Source organism: Streptomyces sp. NPDC050619 (assembly GCF_040654815.1).
In the GTDB taxonomy this organism is placed as follows: Bacteria; Actinomycetota; Actinomycetes; order Streptomycetales; family Streptomycetaceae; genus Streptomyces.
The window spans coordinates 19510-40667 of the sequence record NZ_JBFAIR010000018.1 but is presented as its reverse complement, the minus strand read 5'-3'; the positions used below and the strand labels follow the sequence as shown (position 1 = coordinate 40667).

At 72.1% G+C, this 21158-nt stretch carries 4 protein-coding genes; 1 reads left to right on the top strand and 3 read right to left on the bottom strand.

The window, feature by feature from the left end:
* Window positions 1-60: 60 nt before the first annotated feature.
* Entirely contained in the window at window positions 61-1833 is a 1773-nt protein-coding gene (locus AB0I77_RS27610) for a biotin carboxylase N-terminal domain-containing protein (RefSeq protein ID WP_363285396.1), read from the bottom strand.
* A 230-nt stretch (window positions 1834-2063) separates the two neighbouring features.
* Between AB0I77_RS27610 and AB0I77_RS27605 the strand changes: the two genes are divergently transcribed.
* Window positions 2064-3668: an FAD-binding oxidoreductase gene (locus AB0I77_RS27605; protein WP_363285395.1), complete on the top strand. Its 1605-nt coding sequence runs from the start codon at window positions 2064-2066 to the stop codon at window positions 3666-3668.
* Between the two features lie 90 nt (window positions 3669-3758).
* Here the strand turns inward: AB0I77_RS27605 and AB0I77_RS27600 are convergent, their stop codons facing one another.
* Together AB0I77_RS27600 and AB0I77_RS27595 are read right to left on the bottom strand one after the other, a co-directional pair.
* A complete protein-coding gene (locus AB0I77_RS27600) occupies window positions 3759-10412 on the bottom strand; it encodes a thioester reductase domain-containing protein (RefSeq protein ID WP_363285394.1) in 6654 nt (2217 codons plus the stop codon).
* 38 nt (window positions 10413-10450) lie between these two features.
* On the bottom strand, window positions 10451-21139 hold the full coding sequence (locus AB0I77_RS27595; protein ID WP_363285393.1) for an SDR family NAD(P)-dependent oxidoreductase: 10689 nt from the start codon (window positions 21137-21139) through the stop codon (window positions 10451-10453).
* Window positions 21140-21158 lie beyond the last annotated feature (19 nt).

Genomic DNA, 21158 nt, shown 5'->3' with positions numbered 1-21158 from the left:
TTCTCCTCAAGAAGCCGGCCCGGGACGGGAGGGGCAACAGTCCCCGCGGTCATCGCCGCGTCAGTCCTTGATCTCGCAGATGGGGGTGCCGGAAGTGAGGGCGGTACCGACCTGGGCGGCGAGGTTCTTGACGGTGCCCGTCTTGTGGGCGCTGAGCGGCTGCTCCATCTTCATCGCCTCGAGGACCACGATCAGGTCGCCCTCGTCGACCTGCTGCCCGTCCTCGACGGCGACTTTGACGATCGTGCCCTGCATGGGGGAGGCGAGTGTGTCGCCGGAGGCGGCCGGGCCGGACTTCCTGCCCACCCGTCGCTTGGGCCTGGCCCCCGCGGCCGGCCCGGTGCGCGCCGCCGCTGTGGCGAGGGAGGCTGGAAGGCAGACTTCCAGGCGCCTGCCGCCGACCTCGACGACGACGGTCTCGCGGCCCGCTTCCTCGTCGGCCTCGATGTCCGTCGGGGCGGCGAAGGCCTTGATCTCGTTGACGAACTCGGTCTCGATCCAGCGGGTGTGGGCCGTGAACGGCCCTTCCTGGCCGTGGACTTCGGGAGCGAAGGCGGGGTCCTTGACGACCGCGCGGTGGAAGGGGATGGCGGTGGCCATGCCCTCGACCTGGAACTCCTCCAGGGCGCGGGCGGCCCGCTGGAGGGCCTGCTCGCGGGTGGCGCCGGTGACGATCAGCTTCGCGAGCAGGGAGTCCCAGGCCGGGCCGATCACGCTGCCGGTCTCCACGCCCGCGTCCAGGCGTACGCCCGGGCCGGACGGCGGGGCGAAGGTGGTGACGGTGCCGGGAGCCGGGAGGAAGTTGCGGCCGGGGTCTTCGCCGTTGATGCGGAACTCGATGGAGTGGCCGCGCAGCTGCGGGTCGTCGTAGCCGAGGTGCTCGCCGTCGGCGATGCGGAACATCTCGCGTACGAGGTCGATGCCGGAGACTTCCTCGGTGACCGGGTGTTCCACCTGGAGTCGGGTGTTGACCTCCAGGAAGGAGATCGTGCCGTCGGCGCCGACGAGGAACTCCACGGTGCCCGCGCCGACGTAGCCGGCCTCGCGCAGGATGGCCTTGGAGGAGGCGTACAGCTCGGCGACCTGTGCCTCGGTGAGGAAGGGTGCCGGGGCTTCCTCGACGAGTTTTTGGTGGCGGCGCTGGAGGGAGCAGTCGCGGGTGGAGACGACGACCACGTTGCCGTGCTGGTCGGCCAGGCACTGGGTTTCCACGTGGCGGGGTTTGTCGAGGTAGCGCTCGACGAAGCACTCGCCCCGGCCGAAGGCGGCGACGGCCTCGCGGACGGCGGAGTCGTACAGCTCGGGTACTTCTTCGAGGGTGCGGGCGACCTTCAGGCCGCGACCGCCGCCGCCGAAGGCGGCTTTGATCGCGATGGGCAGGCCGTGCTCGCGGGCGAAGGCGACGACTTCGTCGGCGCCGGAGACGGGGTCGGGTGTGCCGGCGACCAGGGGGGCGCCGGCGCGCTGGGCGATGTGGCGGGCGGCCACCTTGTCGCCGAGGTCACGGATGGCCTGCGGGGGCGGGCCGATCCAGATCAGGCCCGCGTCCCCGACCGCCTGCGCGAACTCGGCGTTCTCGGACAGGAATCCGTAGCCGGGATGGATGGCGTCCGCGCCGGACTCGCGCGCGGCGTTCAGCACCTTGGCCATGTCGAGGTAACTGGTGGCCGGGGTGTCACCGCCCAGGGCGAACGCCTCGTCCGCGGCGCGGACGTGCACCGCGTCCCGGTCCGGTTCGGCGTAGACGGCCACACTCGTGATCCCGGCGTCCTGGCAGGCCCGCGCCACGCGGACAGCGATTTCGCCACGGTTGGCGATGAGCACCTTGCGCACGAATTCTCTCCTGCATGGTTCGGATACGGATGGGGGCGAAAACTCGTGGGAAACATATCCGGCGGAATTCCGCTCACCGGCCATCCAGTGGTAATCACCGTCGATAAGTCCGGTTGCCTTCGAATTACTCCGCCGTGAGACCTGGCTGGAAACGTGCGCCTATGTCGAGACAGGCGCGACATCGCTCGCATGCACATTCCACGCCTCACATCTCATGGAGGTACGCGGTCATGACCGAACTTTCCCGTCGGGTGCTGATGAAGGGCGCCGCGGTAACCGGCGGCGCCCTGGCGCTGCCCGCGTCTGGTGTGGCCACGGCCGCCGAAGCCGCGACCGGCGCGGCGCCGCCCCCGATCCACGTCACCCCGAGAGATCCGCGCTACCACGGCCTGATATCGGGATCCAACCAGCGCTGGGTCGGCAGCCCCGACTACGTGCGCGTCGTCAGCTCTGCCGACCAGGTCGTGACGGCCGTGCAGGAAGCCGTCGACAAGGGCCTGAAGATCGCGGTCCGCAGCGGCGGCCACTGCGACGAGGACTTCGTCGCCAACAGCGAGGTCCGCGTCGTCATCGACATGGCGGGTCTCCACGCGATCGAGTACGACCCGGCCATGCGGGCCATCGCCGTCGGGCCGGGCGCGCTGCTCGGCTCCGTCTACCGCACGCTCTACAAGCGCTGGGGCGTCGTGCTGCCCGGTGGTACCTGTCCGACGGTGGGTGCCGGCGGCCACATCGTCGGCGGCGGCTATGGCGCGTTGTCCCGCTCCCGCGGCCTGACCGTCGACCACTTGTACGCGGTCGAACTCGTCCATGTCGACAAGGACGGCCGCGCGCGCAAGGTGGTGGCCACTCGCGAGGCCGATGACCCCCACCGCGAGCTGTGGTGGGCCCACACCGGCGCGGGCGGCGGCAACTTCGGCGTCATCACCCGGTACTGGCTGCGCTCGCCGAGGGCCACCGGCACGGATCCGGCCGGTCTGCTGCCCAAGCCGCCTTCCCAAGTGCTGCTCTCGGACGTCAGCTGGTCGTGGGACGACCTCGACGAGACGAGCTTCACCCGCCTCCTGCGCAACTTCAACGAGTGGCACGAGCGGAACTCGGCTCCCGACTCACCCGGCCGTTACCTGTTCAGCCAGTTGAAGGCGATGCACAAGTCCGCCGGTTACTTCCGGATGAGCACCACGGTCGACACGTCCGTCCCCGGCGCGGAGAAACTGCTCGACGACTACCTGGCCGCCATCGCCGAGGGCACCGGCGTGACGTACCACGTGAGCGATCGCTACCGTGCGCCGTGGCTGTACGCGGTCACCGAGTGGTCCGGCATGGTCGAGCCGTCCGTGCCCCGCTGGAAGTCCAAGTCGGCCTACGTGCGCAAGGCGATGCCCGACGCACAGCTGAAGGCCGTTCACCGTGCGCTGACCCGCTCCGACTACCCCGGCCCGTACGGCATGATCGCCCTGGTCGGCTTCGGCGGGAAGATCAACGAGGTGGCCTCGGGCGACACCGCCACCGCTCAGCGCGACTCCTTCGCGAAGATCCTCTACTGCGGACTGTGGACCGATCCGGCGGACGACGCCGTCCACGAGCGCTGGATCCGCGAGTCGTACAGGGACGTGTACGCCGCCACGGGCGGTGTGCCGCGCCCCGGCGGCGTCAATGACGGCTGCTACATCAACTACGCCGACGCCGACCTGGCCGACCCGGCCCTCAACACGTCGGGCGTCCCGTGGCACCAGCTCTACTTCAAGGACAACTACCCGCGACTCCAGCGGGTCAAGGCGACCTGGGATCCGCGCGACGTCTTCAGCCACCGTCTGGGGATCCGGCTGCCGTAGGGCCCCTCCGGCGGATCATGCCGCGAAAGCCCCGCCGACAGGGATCTCAGTCCTGTCGGCGGGGCTTTCGCGACGCTCAGGTCAGTCCCGTCACGCGGCCGGGGGGAAGTGGCCCACCTCGACGAAGAACTCCACGTACTTCTCGAAGAGCTCCTTGGTCAGCGACGGTATCTCGACCCCTGTACCGGCCAGCGCCGCCTCGGTCTCGGTGGTGTCGATCGGCGGGTAGAAGCCGTCGGTGTCCGACGTCATCATCTCGAAGGCGTCGAGCAGCGGCAGCAGCGCGTTGTCACCCGACTTCACCTTCTGCGTCCAGGTGTCCCACTCCTCCTCGTCCAGCTCGTACCCGATGGCGCGCAGGAACCCGGCGCACTGGCCGAGACTCAGCGCACTCCGGTTGAACAGGTGGAAGGTCCGCCCGATCGTCTCCGGCCGGCGCGAGAGCGCGGTGATCGCCGCGCTGACGTAGTCCACCGGCAACAAGTGGAAGCGACCCTCCGTGCCCTTGGGCACGCTGCCCGCCTGCACCAGGCCCTTCAGCGTCAGCCAGACGAAATCCCGGGTCTGGCAGGCGCCGTTGACCTGGTCGCCGGAGATCACGTCGACCCGGTACACCGACACGGGAAGGCCCCGTTCCCGGGCCAGGCCGATGAGCTGCTCCGCCACCCACTTGGAGCGCAGGTAGCCGCTCGGCAGAGCCTCGGCGGGCCCGGTCGGGTCGGTCACCTTCAGCGGTACACCCGGCTCGCGGACCCCGTCGAAGACGCCCACCGTGGAGACGTAGTGGACCGGCACCGTGCGGTGGCGCGCCGCCAGCCGCAGCACCTCCTCGGTGCCCAGGACGTTCGCCGCCTTGAGTGCCTCGTACGGGTGGAGCCAGTGCACCCGCGCGCCGTTGTGGTACACGACGTCGACCGTGCGGGCGAGTGCGTCGAAGCCGTCCTCGCTCAGGCCGAGCCGGGGCTCGGCCAGGTCACCGACGACGACCGACAGCCGCCGCGGGTCCACGTCGTCCCACACCCGGTACCACTGGGCGTTCCGCTCGAGCCGCTCGAACGCCTCGGCCTCGTCGGCCCCGCGCACCAGGCAGTGCACCCGTGCCGTGGTGTTCCGCATCAGATCGCGCAGCAGGAACGCGCCGAGGAAGCCGGTCGCGCCGGTCAGCAGGACGTCCTTGGGATCCTCGGCCGTACGCACCACCTCGGCGGCCGGCCGCACGTCGTCGGCGAGCCGCACCTCGGCCGCGAAATCCACGCCCCGACGGCCGTCCGAGCCGCCCTCCGACAGCGATGACCGCACCTCGCCGTGCAGGAACGCGGCCAGGGCCTTTGGGGTCGGGTGGTCGAAGACAAGCGTCGGCGGCAGCTTCAGGCCCGTGACCGTACCGAGCCGGTTGCGCAGTTCCACCGAGGTGAGCGAGTCGAAGCCGAGTGCCGAGAACTGCTGGTCCGTGGCGATCTCCATGCCGTCCCCGTGTCCGAGCACCGCCGACGCCTGCGCCAGTACCACATCGAGCACCAGCGCACGCTGCTCGTCCTGGGGCAGTCCGGCGAGCCGTCCGGCCAGCGCGTCCGTCCGCTCTTCCGAGTTCCGCGCGGTGCGACGCCCGGAGCTGCGGGCCAGCTTGCTCAGCAGCGCCGGCACCTGCACCTGCTCGTGCAGCGCCGCCAGGTCCATCGGCGTGGCGACCAGTGCCGCCAGGCCGGTGGTCAGCGCGATGTCCAGCAGGGCGGGGCCCTGCTCCGACTCGACGGGCTTGAAACCGCTGCGGGCCATCCGCTTGAGGTCGGCCTCCTCCAGGTGCCCGGTCATGCCGCTGGTCTGCGCCCACAGGCCCCAGGCGAGGGAGGTGGCGGACAGGCCCAGCGCCCGGCGATGCTGGGCAAGCCCGTCCAGGAAGTGGTTGGCCGCCGAGTACGTGGACTGGCCGGGGCCGCCGACGACGGCCGCGACCGACGAGAAGAGCACGAAGGCGGACAGGTCCTGGTCCTTCGTCAGCTCGTGCAGGTTCCACGCGGCGTCGACCTTGGGCCGCAGCACCGCCGCCAGCCGCTGGGGGGTCTGCGACCCGATCAGCCCGTCGTCGAGGACGCCGGCCGTGTGCACCACACCGGTGAGCGGCCGGTCGGCCGGGACCGCCCCGAGCACCCGGGCCAGGGCCTCGCGGTCGGCGACGTCGCAGGCCGCGATGGTGACCCGCGCACCGAGCGCGGTCAGTTCGGCCTCCAGCCGGTCCGCGCCCGGAGCATCGCCGCCCCGTCTGCTCGTCAGCAGCAGGTCGCGCACCCCGTGCTCGGTGACCAGGTGCCGGGCGAACAGGGCGCCCAGGCTGCCCGTACCCCCGGTGATCAGGACCGTGCCGTGCGGGTTCCACGAGCCGGTCGACCCGGAGGCCTGAGCCGGTACCCGGCCGAGCCGCGGGATGAACACCTGGCCGCGGCGCACCGACGCCTGCGGTTCCCCGGACGCCACCACCGACGGCACCGCCGTCACGGACGCCGCCTCGTCGTCGAGGTCGACGAGCACGATCCGGCCCGGATTCTCCGACTGCGCCGAGCGCAGCAGGCCCCATACCGCCGCCGCGCCCAGATCGGTGACGTCCTCCTCGGCGCGGGTCGCCACACCGCCCCGGGTCAGCACCACGAGCCGGGTGTCGGACAGCCGCTCCTCTGCCAGCCAGTCCTGCACCAGCGCCAGCGCCGCCCGCGTCGCGGCGTGCACCGACTCGGCCGGACCGCCGGCGAGGCCCGGCTCAGGGCGGGCGACGACGGCATCGACACGCTCGCCCGCGGTCACGGCCCGCGCCACCGCCGCCAGATCGGCGAACGGCCGGCCGAAGGGCGCCTCGCCCTGCGGGCCTAGGGCCTGTGTCGGAAGTGGCGTCGTCCGCCCGGAGGGCGGGCCGGGCGGCGTCTGGTGCGTGCTCTCGGCGTGCCGGGCGGAAGCCCTCGTACTGGATGTACTTGGGCTTTCGCCCGGTGCGGCGAGAGTGCGTGCCGGGCGTCGCCCGGCAGGCGCCACTTCCGACACAGGCCCTAGCACCGCCCAGCGCTCCGGGTCTCCGGGCCACCCGAGGGGGAAGGGCGCCCAGTCCACCTGGAACAGTGAATCCCTGTTACGGGCCACGGCGTTGGAGAGTTCCCCGACGGCTATCGCCCGGCAGGCGAGCGACGAGACCGCCGCCACCGGCTGCCCGGTCCCGTCGGCCAGCTGGACGTTCAGCGCCCCGTCCGGCCCGGTGACCAGGCGCACCCGCAGCTTGGCCGCGCCGGTCGCGTACAGCCGCACGCCCTGCCAGTCGGTGGAGATCCACACCGAGCCGTCCGGGCTGCTGCCGAGGGTCGCCAGGCAGGAGGCGGCCAGCGCGATCTCCAGCAGCGCCGGGTGCAGTCCGAACCCGTCGGCGCCCGGGCGCGTCTGCTCGGGCAGGGCGACCTCGGCGTACACCTCGTCCTCGCCGACCCGCCACACGGCCTCCAGCCCCCGGTACACCGGCCCGTACTGGTAGCCCTGGACGGCGAGTTTGTCGTACGCGTCGTCCAGCGGCACCTCCTGCGCGCCCGCCGGAGGCCACTGGGTGAGCTCGAACGGGGCGTCCGGTCCCTGAAAGCTGAGATGGCCACGCGCGTTGAGCGTCCATGGCACGTCGGCGTTCTCAGGGCGCGAGTAGATGGACAGTTCACGCCGCGCCGACGCGTCGGCCGCGCCCACACCGACCTGGACATGGACGCCGCCCTTCGCCGGCAGCATCAGCGGGCCGAGGACGGACAGGTCGTCCAGGACGGTGCTGCCCAGCTCGTCGCCGGCCCGGATCGCCATCTCCACCAGCGCGGTCGCCGGCACGAGCGTCCGATCGAGCACCACATGGTCGGCCAGCCACGGGTGGGTACGCACCGACAAGCGGCTGGTGAACAGGATCTGCTCGGCCCCGGCGACCATGACGGCCGCACCCAGCAGCGGGTGGTCCGCCGAGTCGAGGCCGAGGTCGGAGGCGTCGGCGACGACACCGGACTGTTCGACCCAGTACCGCTCGTGCTGGAAGGCGTACGTCGGCAGCTCGGTGCGCCGGGCGCCGGTCCCCGCGAAGTACGACTCCCAGTGCACGGGGGTGCCGTTGGTGTGCAGGCGGCTTGCGGCCAGGACGATCTGGTGGGTTTCGGGGTGTCCGGTGCGCAGGGTGGGGGTGGCGTCGGTGAGGGGGCTGAGGACGGCGTCGGGGCCGATTTCGAGGCGGGTGGTGGCGTCGAGTTGGTCGAGGGTCTGTATGGCGTGGGTGAAGCGGACGGTGCCGCGGACTTGGTCGGTCCAGTAGGCGGGGGTGCGTAGGTCGTCGCCGGTGGCGAGGGTGCCGGTGAGGGTGGAGACGATGGGTATGCGCGGTTCGTTGTACGTCAGTGTGGCCGCGATCGTCTTGAACTCGTCCAGCATGGGGTTCATGTGGGGGGAGTGGAAGGCGTGGGAGACGGTAAGGGCTTTGGTCTTACGTCCCCATGCCTCGACCTGTGCGGTGATGGTTGCTACGGCGTCCGCGTCGCCGGAGATGACCAGGGAGTTGGGACCGTTGAGGGCGGCGATGGACAGGCGGGACTCGTGACCCTCGATGAGGGGCAGGACTTCGTCTTCGGTGGCTTGGAGGGCGGTCATGGCGCCGCCGGGAGGCAGTTGTTGCATGAGCCTGGCCCGGGCGGCGACGAGGGTGGCCGCGTCCTTGAGGTCGAGGATGCCGGCGATGTGCGCGGCGGTGAGTTCGCCGATGGAGTGGCCGGTGAGGTAGTCGGGGGTGATGCCCCAGGACTCCAGAAGCCGGTAGAGGGCGACCTCGACGGCGAAGAGGGCGGGCTGGGTGTAGCCGGTCTGATCAAGTCCCTCGCCCGAGGTGATGATGTCGCGCAGGGGCTGGTCCAGCAGCGGGTCGAGTTCCGCCGCGACGGCGTCGAAGGCTTCGGCGTACGTGGGGAAGGCGGCGTACAACTGCTGTCCCATGCCCACACGCTGGGCGCCCTGCCCGGTGAACAGGAACGCGGTCTTGGCGCCGCTGGTCCTGGTGCCCTGCACGAGTCCCGGGGCGGACTGCTCGGACGCCAACGCCCGTAATCCGGCGAGGAGTTCCTCCTGGTCGCTTCCCACCACCACCGCGCCGTGATCCAGAGCGGAACGCCCCGTGGCGAGCGAGTATGACACGTCCAGCGGGGACACTCGGTCGCCGTCGGCCTCGACCTGTGCCAGCAGCCGCCGTGCCTGGTCCTTCAGCGCTTCCCCGGTCTTCGCCGAGATCACCCACGGCAGCGTCGGCAGAGCGACCTGCGCCGGGGGCGCGGGCTCCGTGACGGCCGCGGGCTCCTCCAGGATGACGTGCGCGTTGGTGCCGCTGACCCCGAAGGCCGACACACCGGCCCGGCGCGGTGCACCGGTCCTCGGCCAGGGCCGGGCTTCCGTCAGCAGTTCGACGGCGCCCGCCTCCCAGTCGACCATCGGGGTCGGCTCGTCGACGTTCAGTGTCTTCGGCATGATCCCGTGGCGCATGGCCTCGATCATCTTGATGACACCGCCGACACCGGCCGCGGCGACGCTGTGCCCGATGTTCGACTTCAGGGAGCCGAGGTACAGGGGTCGGTCCTGTGGGCGGTTCTGTCCGTACGTGGCGAGCAGTGCCTGGGCCTCGATCGGGTCGCCGAGGCGGGTGCCGGTGCCGTGTGCCTCGACCAGGTCGACGTCGGAGGCGTTGAGCCGGGCGTTGGCCAGTGCCTGGCGGATGACCCGTTCCTGGGCGGGGCCGTTGGGGGCGGTCAGGCCGTTGGAGGCGCCGTCCTGGTTGACGGCCGAGCCCCTGATCACGGCCAGCACCCGGTGTCCGTTGCGCTTGGCGTCGGACAGCTTCTCGACCAGCAGCAGGCCGACACCCTCCGACCACGCCGTGCCGTCCGCGGCCGCCGCGAACGACTTGATACGGCCGTCCTCCGCCAGACCGTTCTGCCGTGAGAAGTCGACGAAACCGCTCGGGTGGCCGGAGACGGTCGAACCGCCCGCCAGTGCGAGTACCGACTCCCCCTTGCGTACCGACTGCACCGCCAGGTGCAGGGCCACCAGCGAGGAGGAGCAGGCGGTGTCCACCGACACGGCCGGGCCCTCGAAGCCGAAGGTGTAGGCGATCCGGCCGGACGCCACACTGGTCAGCTTGCTGGTCATCAGGTATCCCTCGAGCTCCTGAGGGCCGTCGAGCCCGAGGTAGCTCTGTTCCACCACGCCCGCGAAGACGCCGACCTGGCTGCCCCGGAGCGTGGCGGGGTCGATCCCCGCCTGCTCGAAGGTCTCCCAGGCGGTCTCGAGCAGTACCCGCTGCTGCGGGTCCATGGCGAGCGCCTCGCGCGGCGATATCCCGAAGAACCCGGGGTCGAAGAGCGCCGCCCCGTCGAGGAACCCGCCCTTCTTCGTGTACGACTTGCCCGGCTTGCCGCGCTCCGGATCGTAGAGCGAGTCGATGTCCCAGCCGCGATCGTCCGGCCAGTCGGTGATGCCGTCGGCCTCGTCCATGACGAGCCGCCACAGCTCCTGGGGCGAGGTCACCCCGCCGGGGAACCGGCAGGCCATGCCGACGATCGCGACCGGCTCATCGTTGCCGGCCTCCAGTTCCGCGAGCCGCTGCCGGGTCTTCTGCAGGTCCGTAGTCACCCATTTCAGGTACTCGACCATTTTCTCTTCGTTGGACACGGCCTTCTCGCCGGTCTCACTGGAGTCATGGGACATGCGTGATCAACTTCTCCTCAGGACAGGATCGAGCAGGCCTAGTTCGCGGAACGTCCGAGTTGGTTGTCGATGAAATCGAAGAGGTCGTCCGCGGTCGCGGACTCGAGGGAGTCGGCCACGTCCGGTCCCTCGGAGGAGCCCGAACCCACCGCCTCGTTCAACCGGGAGAGGATGGTCTGGAGCCGTACCGAGACCGCCGTGCGCGTCCCGCTGTCGTCGGTGAGCGCGGCCAACGAGGTGTCGAGGCGGTCCAGTTCGGCCATCAGCGCGGCCTGCGTGCCGCCGTCCGCGCCGCCGTCCGGCACCACCGCGGCGAGCACGTGCTCGGCCAGCGCCGTGGGGCTCGGGTGGTCGAACACCACGGTGGCGGAGAGCCGTACACCGGTCTCGTCGACCAGCCGGTTGCGCAGCTCGACGGCAGTCATGGAGTCGAAGCCCATGTCCTGGAACGCGCGATCGGCCGTGATGGCGGCCGGCCCCGAGTGGCCGAGGACCGCGGCCACCTCGGTACGCACCAGGTCCAGCACCGCCTGCCGGCGCTCCACGGCGGACAGCTCCGCCAGCCGCTGCCCCAGGGATTCGGCTGCCGCACCGGACTGGGCATGGCGCCGCTTCGGTACCCGGACCAGTGACCGGAACACCGGCGGTACCTGGCCGTGCGCCCGCATCGCGGACAGGTCGACAGGCAAGGCCACCACGGCCGCCGTCCCGAGGGCCGGCGCCGCGTCGAACAACGCCGTGCCCTGCTGCGGCACGACCGTGCGGAAGCCCTCGCGGCCGAACCGCCTGAGGTCGGCGTCGTCGAGTCCGGCATTGATGCCGTGGCCCAGGTCCCACAGACCCCAGGCGATCGACGTCGCCGTAAGGCCCGAAGCGGCGCGGTACGCCGCGAGGCCGTCGAGGAAGGCGTTGGCGGCGGCGTAGTTGGACTGACCGGGGCCGCCGACGACGCCGACACTCGACGAGAAGAGCACGAACGCCGACAGGTCCAGGTCCTTCGTCAGCTCGTGCAGATGCCAGGCGGCATCCGCCTTCGGGCTCAGCACGGCATCGAGGCCCTTCGCGGTCAGCGCCGGGACCAGGCCGTTGTCGAGGGCGCCGGCCGCGTGGACGACTCCCCTGAGCGGGTGCTCGGCCGGGACCGCCGCCAGCGCGGACGCGAGGGCGTCCCGGTCGCAGACGTCCACGGCGCGGCAGCTGACCTCGGCCCCGAGCGCGGTGAGTTCGGACACGAGGTCCGCCGCACCGGGGGCGTCGGTACCCCGGCGGCTGAGCAGCAACAGGTGGCGTACGCCGTGCTCGGTGACCAGGTGCCGGGCGAACAGGGAACCCAGGGCGCCGGTGCCACCGGTGATCAGCACGGTGCCGTCCGCGTCCCAGGTCACCGTCCTGGCGCCGGTCGCGGCGTCGGCGGCCGTGGCGCGGCGCAGGCGGGGCAGCAGGATCTCCCCGCCGCGCAGGGCCGCCTGGGGCTCGCCGGCGGCGACGACCGCCGCCAGCGCACCCGCGTCCGGTACGTCCGTGCCGGAGCGCGGCTGGTCCACGTCGACGAGGAGGATCCGGTCCGGGGCCTCCGCCTGCGCCGAGCGCAGCAGACCCCACACCGTCGCGGCGCCAGGCTCGGGCGCGCTCTCCGCCCCGGTGGCCACCGCGCCCCGGGTGAGCACCACCAGCCGGGTGCCCGCCAACCGGTCGTCGGCCAGCCACTCCTGGGCCAGGCGCAGCGCGTGCCGCGCGGCATGATGGGCGATGGCCACGGCATCGTCGGCCGGACCGGGTTCGGCCCAGGCCAAGACGGCGTCCAGGGCCGCCCCCGCCTCGACCGCCGCGCCTGCCGCCGCCACGCCGTCGAAGGACGGCACGTCGAGGGACGGCACGTCGAGGGACGGCATGTCGAGGGATGGCACGTCGAGGGATGGCACGTCGAAGGAGAAGGCGTCCGCGCCACCGAGCACGCCCCACCGCGGCGGGCCGTCCGGCTCGGTCAGGGCGGTGCGCTCCCAGACCGGCTGGAACAGCGGCAGCACACCGCCGTCGACGACCGCGAACTCACTGTCCGGCACGTTCCGGAACGTCAGCCGCTCCACGGTGAGGACAGGCTGCCCCTCCGCGTCCGAGAGCCGCACGGCGACCGTGCCGTCTTCGGCACCGTCCACCTCGTCCAGCCGGACGTGCACGGCGGTGGCGCCCGTCGCATGCAGCCGGACGCCCTGCCACCGGGCGGGCACCCGGGTCGTACCGGCGTCCCCGCCCTCGGCCGACGCGGTCACCGCCGCATCCAGGAGAGCCGGGTGCAGCCCGTAGCGGACGGCGTCCGGCAGCAGTTCCTCCGGCAGCCGTACCTCAACGGTTCCGCCGCTGGCCGGCGCGGGCACGGGCCGCCCGGCCGACGCGCCGAACGAACCCTTGGCGTTGACCGTCCACACGGCCTCGCCCTCGGCCTGCTCCGGCCGGGTGTGCACCGTGAACACGCGCCGCCCCGACTCGTCCGCCGGCCCGACGCCCAGTTGCAGGTGCAGGGCCCCGTCGCCCGGCAGGACGACGGGTGAGGTCACCTCCAGTTCCATGACTCCCGTGACGCCCAGCTCGTCGCCCGCCCGCACGGCCAGCTCGACCAGCGCGGACGCGGGCAGCACCGCCGAGTCGAACACCGTGTGCTCGGCCAGCCACGGGTGGGTGCGCACCGATACGCGGCTGGTGAACAGGACGTCGCCGGTCCCGGCGATGGTGACGGCCGCGCCGAGGAGCGGGTGGTCCGTCGGACTCAGCCCGTGCCCGGCGTCGCCGCCGGAGAGCGCCGAGCCCTTCAGCCAGTACGGCTCGTGCTGGAAGGCATACGTCGGAAGACCGGTGCGCCGGGCGCCGGTGTCCGCGAAGAAGGCCGCCCAGTCGACCCGCACACCACGGCAGTGCAGCCGCGCGAGCCCCGTGACCAGCGTGTCGGCCTCCGGCCGGCTGCGCCGCAACAGCGGTACGGCGGCGGCCGAGGTGACCGTGTCCTGGGTCAGGGCGGTGAGGACGGCGTCAGGTCCGATTTCGGCGTACGAGGTCACGCCCGCGGCTTCGAGGGTCTGTACGGCGTGGGTGAAGCGGACGGTGCCGCGGACCTGCTCGGCCCAGTAGGTGGGGGTGCGCAGGTCGTCGCCGGTGGCGAGGGTGCCGGTGAGGGTGGAGACGATCGGGATCTTCGGCTGGTGGTAGGTGAGGGTGGCGGCGACCGTCTTGAAGTCCTCCAGCATGGGGTTCATGTGGGGGGAGTGGAAGGCGTGGGAGACGGTGAGGGGTTTGGTCTTGCGGCCCCATGCCTTGACCTGTGCGGTGATGTTCGCGACGGCGTCTTGGTCGCCGGATATGACCAGGGAGTTGGGGCCGTTGAGGGCGGCGATGGACAGGCGGGACTCGTGGCCTTCGATGAGGGGGAGTACTTCGTCTTCGGTGGCTTGGAGGGCGGTCATGGCGCCGCCGGGTGGCAGTTGTTGCATGAGCCTGGCGCGGGCGGCGACCAGCTTGGCCGCGTCCTTCAAGTCGAGTACACCGGCGATGTGCGCGGCGGTGAGTTCGCCGATGGAGTGGCCGGTGAGGTAGTCGGGGGTGATGCCCCAGGACTCCAGGAGCCGGTAGAGGGCGGTTTCGACGGCGAAGAGGGCGGGCTGGGTGTAGCCGGTCTGGTCAAGGTCCTCGCCCGAGGTGATGATGTCGCGCAGGGGCCGGTCCAGCAGCGGGTCGAGCTCCGCCGCGACGGCGTCGAAGGCCTCGGCATACGTGGGGAAGGCGGCGTACAAATCCTGTCCCATGCCCACGCGTTGGGCGCCCTGCCCGGTGAACAGGAACGCCGTCTTGGCGCCGCTGGTCCTGGTGCCCTGCACGAGTCCGGGAACGGACTGCCCAGAGGCCAACGCCCGTAATCCCGCCAGGAGTTCGTCCCGGCCGGTGCCCGTCACCACCGCGCGATGCTCGAACGCCGACCGTTCCGTGGCCAGCGACAATCCGACACCGGCCGGGGCGAGACCCTCGTGCTCCTCGACGTACGACAGGAGCCGCCGCGCCTGGTCCGGCACCGCCTCCGCCGTCTTGCCGGACAGGACCCACGGCACCAGCGGCAGGGCGGTGCCTCCGGGCGCCGCTTCCGGCGCCTCGACGGCCTTCGGTTCCTCGATGACCAGGTGGGCGTTCGTCCCGCTGATGCCGAACGAGGAGACGGCCGCACGCCGCGGACGCCCGTACGTCTCCCACTGCCGGGCCTGCGTCAGCAGTTCGACCGCGCCCGCCTCCCAGTCCACGTGCGGCGACGGCTCGTCGACGTGCAGGGTCTGGGGCAGGACGCCGTGGCGCATGGCCTCGATCATCTTGATGACGCTGCCGACGCCGGCGGCGGCCTGGCTGTGGCCGATGTTGGATTTCAGGGAGCCGAGGTACAGGGGTCGGTCCTGTGGGCGGTTCTGTCCGTAGGTGGCGAGCAGTGCCTGGGCCTCGATCGGGTCGCCGAGGCGGGTGCCGGTGCCGTGCGCTTCGACGGCGTCGACGTCGGCCGGCGTCAGGCCGGCGTTGGCCAGTGCCTGGCGGATGACGCGTTCCTGGGAGGGGCCGTTGGGGGCGGTGAGGCCGTTGGAGGCGCCGTCCTGGTTGACGGCTGAGCCCTTGATGACCGCCAGTACCTGGTGGCCGTTGCGCCGGGCGTCCGACAGTCGCTCGACGAGCAGCAGGCCGACGCCCTCGCTCCAGCCGGTGCCGTCGGCGCCCGCCGCGAACGACTTGCAGCGGCCGTCGGGCGAAAGCCCGCGCTGCCTGGAGAACTCCACGTAGGACGTGGGGCTGGACATCACGGTCACACCGCCGGCCAGCGCCAGGTCGCACTCACCGGTGCGCAGCGCGTTCGCCGCCAGGTGCAGTGCCACCAGCGACGACGAGCACGCCGTGTCGACCGTGACGGCCGGACCCTCCAGACCGAGCGTGTACGAGACCCGGCCCGATGCCACGCTGCCCGCGTTGCCGCTGGCCAGGTAGCCCTCCAAGTCCTCCGGGATCACGTCCAGTTGGGAGCCGTAGTCGTGGTACATCACCCCCGTGAACACGCCCGTACGACTGCCGCGTGCCGACGCCGGAACGATGCCCGCGTTCTCGAAGGTCTCCCAGGCCGTTTCGAGCAGCAGCCGCTGCTGCGGGTCGGTGGCGAGGGCCTCGCGCGGTGACATCCCGAAGAACTCGCGGTCGAACAGGTCGGCGTCGTGCAGGAAGCCACCGCCCTTGGCGTACGTGGTGCCCGCGTGCTCCGGGTCCGGGTGGAAGAGGTTCTCCAGGTCCCAGCCGCGGTTGGCCGGGAACTCGGTGATGGCGTCGGTGCCGTCCGCGACCAGCCGCCACAGGTCCTCGGGTGAGGAGACCCCGCCGGGATAGCGGCAGGCCATGCCGACGATCGCGATCGGTTCCAGCGACACGTCGGCCGAGTCCGCCGGCACCACGGCGGGCGCGGCGGCCTCGTCGGCGTCGCCGAACAGCTCCGACGACAGATGGGCGGCGAGGGCGGCCGGGGTGGGGTGGTCGAAGATCAGCGTGGTCGGCAGGCGGAGCCCGGTGGTGGTGCCCAGCTGGTTGCGCAGTTCGACGGCGGTCAGTGAGTCGAAGCCCAGTTCCTGGAAGGCGCGGTCGGCCTGGATGGACCCGGGGTCGGCGTGGCCCAGCACCGTCGCCACCTGGCCGCGGACCAGGTCGGTCAGCGCCTGCTCCCGCTCGGCCGGTGACAGCCCGCCGAAGCGCTGAGCCGGCGACGAGCCGCCACCCGGCCGGGTGGCCCCGGCCGCCTGAACCGGGACGGCCGGGACGAGACCACGGAAGAGGAACTGCGGGCCGTCCGCCCGCTTGCGGAGTGCGTCCGTGTTCAGGCGGGTCACGGCGAGGACTGCCTCGCCGGTGGCCGGGGCCGCGTCGAACAGTTCCATGGCGTCGTCCGACGACAGCGGCAGCAGCCCGGTGCGCTCCATCCGCTTGAGATCGGTCTCCTCCAGACCGCCGCTGAGGGCGCTGGTCTGCGCCCACAGGCCCCAGGCGAGGGAGGTGGCGGGCAGGCCGTGGGCCTGGCGGTACTGGGCGAGGGCGTCCAGGAAGGTGTTGCCGGCGGCGTAGTTGGCCTGGCCGGCGTTGCCGATGAGGCCGGCGATGGAGGAGTAGACGACGAAGGCCGTCAGGTCCTGGTCCTTCGTCAGCTCGTGCAGGTTCCAGGCCGCGTCGATCTTCGGGCGCAGCACCGTCTCCAGCCGCTCGGGCGTGAGAGAGGACAGCATGCCGTCGTCGAGGACACCCGCCGTGTGGACGACCGCGGTGAGCGGCCGCGCGGCCGGAACGGCGTCGATGACCGCGGCGAGCGACGCCCGGTCGGCGACATCGCACGCCGCGAGCGTCACCTGGGCGCCGAGCCCGGTGAGCTCCGCCTCCAGTTCTCTCGCGCCTGCCGCCTCGGCCCCCCGTCGGCTGAGCAGGAGCAGATGGCGGGCGCCGTGCTCGGTGACGAGGTGGCGTGCGAGGACGCCGCCGAGGGCGCCGGTGGCGCCGGTGATCAGGACCGTGCCCCGATCCCAGCGGGCGGGGTCGGCCTGCCGGGTGGTGCGGGCCAGCAGCGGCACCAGGACGGTGTCCGCACGCACCGCCAGTTGCGGTGCACCGGTCGCGAGCGCGGCGGCGGGCAGGGCGTCGGTGTCGACGTCGGCGAGCACGATCCGGCCGGGGTTCTCGGTCTGGGCGACACGCACCAGGCCCCAGGCGCCCGCGTGGGCCAGGTCGGTGACCTCCTCACCCGGGACGGCGGCGACGGCCCCTCGGGTGACCACGACCAGGGTGGAGTCGGCGAACCGCTCGTCCGCCAGCCAGGCCTGGAGGGTGGTGAGGGTGTCGCGCAGCGCGGTGTGCGCGGCCCGGGGCACGTCACCGTCCGTGCCGCCGCTGCGAGGCAGAGCGAGGACGACAGTGGCGGGTACGGTCGCGGCGGCGGCCACCGCCTCCAGGTCGGCGTAGGGGGTGACTCCGTGGAGCGTCAGGTCACCCACGACAGCCCAACTCGCGACATCCACCGGGGCGTTGGATCCGGTGACGGGATTCCACGAGACGCGGAACAGGCCGTCCCGCGCGGTTGACGCGGCCTCCCGCAGCGCATCCTTGGAGACCGGGCGCAACAGCAGCGATTCCACACTCGCCACCGGGGCGCCCGTCGCGTCCGCCACCGTCAGCGCGGCGACCTCGGAGCCCGTGAGCGTCAGCCGTACGCGCAGCACGGAGGCGCCCGTCGCGTACACCCGCACGCCGGACCACGAGAACGGCAGCAGCGCCGGACGGCTGTCGTCGATCACGCCGGGCAGCAGCGGGTGCAGCGCGGAGTCCAGGAGCGCCGGGTGCAGGACGAAGCGCCCGGCGTCGGCGCGTTGCGGATCGGGCAGGGCGACCTCGGCGTAGACCGCGCCGTCGCCCCGCCACGCCCGGCGCAGCCCCTGGAACGCCGGCCCGTAGCCGTAGTCCCCGGTCGCCAGCCGCTCGTACACGCCGTCCAGGGCGATCTCGGTGGCACCGGCCGGAGGCCATACGACGAGGTTCGCCCCGGGCTCGTCGCCGCCGGCATCGGCAGGGGCCAGGACGCCCCGCGCGTGGAGCGACCAGGGGCGGGCCTCCGCGGAAGCGTCGCCGTCGGGGCGCGCGTACACGCCGACCGTGCGGCGCCCGCTCGCTTCCTCGGCCTCGCCGACCACCAGCTGAAGCTGTACGCCACCGTGCTCGGGCAGCACCAGCGGCGCCGACAGGGTCAACTCCTCGACCCGCGGGCAGCCCAGCCGCTCACCGGCCCGGACGGCCAGTTCCACGAAGCCCGTCCCCGGCAGCAGTGTCGTACCGAAGACGGTGTGGTCGGCCAGCCAGGGGTGCGACTGGCGGGACAGACGGCTGGTGAAGAGCGTCTGGTTGCCGTCGGCCAGCTCGAGCGTGGCGCCGAGGATCGGATGGTCGGCCGGCTCCAGCCCCAGCCCGGCGGCGTCGCCCGCGGCCTCGGTGACCTCCAACCAGTAGCGCTCGCGCTGAAAGGCGTACGTCGGCAGGTCGACCGGCACCCCGGCCGGGCCGCCGAAGTACGACTCCCAGTCCATGGGGGTGCCGTTGGTGTGCAGGCGGCTTGCGGCCAGGACGATCTGCCGGACCTCGGGGTGCGTGCCGCGGAGGGTGGGGGTGGCGTCGGTGAGGGGGCTGAGGACGGCGTCGGGGCCGATTTCGAGGCGGGTGGTGGCGTCGAGTTGGTCGAGGGTTTGTATGGCGTGGGTGAAGCGGACGGTGCCGCGGACTTGGTCGGTCCAGTAGGTGGGGGTGCGTAGGTCGTCGCCGGTGGCGAGGGTGCCGGTGAGGGTGGAGACGATGGGGATGCGCGGTTCGTTGTAGGTGAGGGTGGCCGCGATCGTCTTGAAGTCCTCCAGCATGGGGTTCATGTGGGGGGAGTGGAAGGCGTGGGAGACGGTGAGGGGTTTGGTCTTGCGGCCCATGACGCTCATGCGGTCGGCGATTTCCGCGACCGCGTCCGCGTCGCCGGAGATGACCAGGGAGTTGGGCCCGTTGAGGGCGGCGATGGACAGGCAGGACTCGTGGCCCTCGATGAGGGGGAGTACCTCTTCTTCGGTGGCTTGCAGGGCGGTCATGGCGCCGCCGGGTGGCAGTTGTTGCATGAGCCTGGCGCGGGCGGCGACGAGGGTGGCCGCGTCCTTGAGGTCGAGTACACCGGCGATGTGGGCGGCGGCCAGTTCGCCGATGGAGTGGCCGGTGAGGTAGTCGGGGGTGATGCCCCAGGACTCCAGAAGCCGGTAGAGGGCGACCTCGACGGCGAAGAGGGCGGGCTGGGTGTAGCCGGTCTGGTCAAGGCCCTCGCCCGAGGTGATGGTCTCGTGCAGGGGCCGGTCCAGGAGCGGGTCGAGCTCCGCCGCGACGGCGTCGAAGGCTTCGGCGTAGGTGGGGAAGGCGGCGTACAACTGCTGGCCCATGCCCACGCGTTGGGCGCCCTGCCCGGTGAACAGGAACGCTGTCTTGGCGCCGCTGGTCCTGGTGCCCCGCACGAGTCCCGAGGCGGACTGCCCGGACGCCAACGCCCGCAATCCCGCCAGGAGTTCTTCCCGGCCTGCGCCCACGACGACCGCGCGGTGGTCGAACAGCGAGCGGTCGCGGACCAGCGACCGCGCGACACCGGCCGGGGCGAGACCGTCGTGCTCCTCGACGTACGACAGGAGCCGCCGCGCCTGTTCCGGCACCGCCTCCGCCGTCTTGCCGGACAGGACCCACGGCACCACCGGCAGGGGGACCTCCGCCGGGGTCTCGGCCTCCTCGGAGGCGGGAGCCTGCTCGATCACCACGTGGGCGTTGGTGCCGCCGAAACCGAAGGACGACACGGCGGCCCGGCGCGGCGCACCGGTCCGCGGCCAGTCCCGCGCCTGCGTCAGCAGTTCGACCGCGCCCGTGTCCCAGTCGATCCGGCTGGACGGCTCCTCGGCGTGCAGGGTCCGGGGCAGGACGCCGTGGCGCATGGCCTCGATCATCTTGATGATGCCGCCGACGCCGGCGGCGGCCTGGCTGTGGCCGATGTTCGACTTGAGCGAGCCCAGGTACAGCGGGCGGTCGTCCGGCCGGTTCTGCCCGTAGGTGGCGAGCAGGGCCTGGGCCTCGATCGGGTCGCCGAGGGTGGTGCCGGTGCCGTGTGCCTCGACGGCGTCGACGTCGGCGGCCGTCAGGCCCGCGTTGGCCAGAGCGTCATGGATGACGCGTTCCTGGGAGGGGCCGTTGGGGGCGGTCAGGCCGTTGGAGGCGCCGTCCTGGTTGACGGCCGAGCCCCTGATCACGGCCAGTACCTGGTGCCCGTTGCGTACCGCGTCCGACAGCCGCTCGACCAGCAGCAGACCGACACCCTCGGCCCAGCCGGTGCCGTCGGCGTGCTCGGAGAAGGACTTGCAACGCCCGTCGGGCGAAAGCCCGCGCAGTCGGGAGAACTCGATGAACGCGGTGGGCGTCGACATCACGGCCGCGCCGCCGGCCAGCGCCAGGTCGCACTCACCGGCGCGCAGCGCGCCCGCGGCCAGGTGCAGGGCCACCAGCGACGACGAGCAGGCCGTGTCGACGGTGACCGTCGGCCCCTCAAGACCGAAGGTGTACGCCAGCCGGCCCGAGGCGATGCTGCCCGCGCTGCCGCTGAACAGATAGCCCTCGTTGCCCTCGGCGGGCAGGTTCGGCCGGGAGCCGTAGTCGTTGTACATCAGGCCCGTGAACACACCCGTGCGGCTGCCGCGCAGCGACGCCGGCTCCATGCCCGCCCGCTCGAACGCCTCCCACGTGGTCTCCAGGAGCAGCCGCTGCTGCGGGTCCACGGCGAGGGCCTCGCGCGGCGACATCCCGAAGAACTCCGGGTCGAAGCGGTCGGCGTCGTACAGGAAGCCGCCTTCGGCGGTGTACGACGTGCCGACGGCGTCCGGATCGGAGTCGCGGAGCCGCTCCAGGTCCCACCCCCGGTTGGCCGGGAACGGGCCGACCGCGTCGACGCCGTCGGCGACCAGCCGCCACAGGTCCTCGGGCGAGGCGACGCCCCCCGGATAGCGGCAGGCCATGCCGATGATCGCGACGGGCTCCTGCGCCTTGTCCTCGACCTCGCGCAGACGCTTGCGGGCGTCTCGCGCGTCCGCGATGGCCCGCTTGAGGTACTCCCTGAGTTCTTGCTCGTTCGCCACGTGTTCTCAGCTCCCCGAC

Excerpts from the sequence above, each read along its gene's own strand:
- AB0I77_RS27605 (WP_363285395.1), top strand. The coding sequence starts at position 2,064 with ATGACCGAACTTTCCCGTCGGGTGCTGATGAAGGGCGCCGCGGTAACC.
- AB0I77_RS27600 (WP_363285394.1), bottom strand. The coding sequence starts at position 10,412 with ATGTCCCATGACTCCAGTGAGACCGGCGAGAAGGCCGTGTCCAACGAA.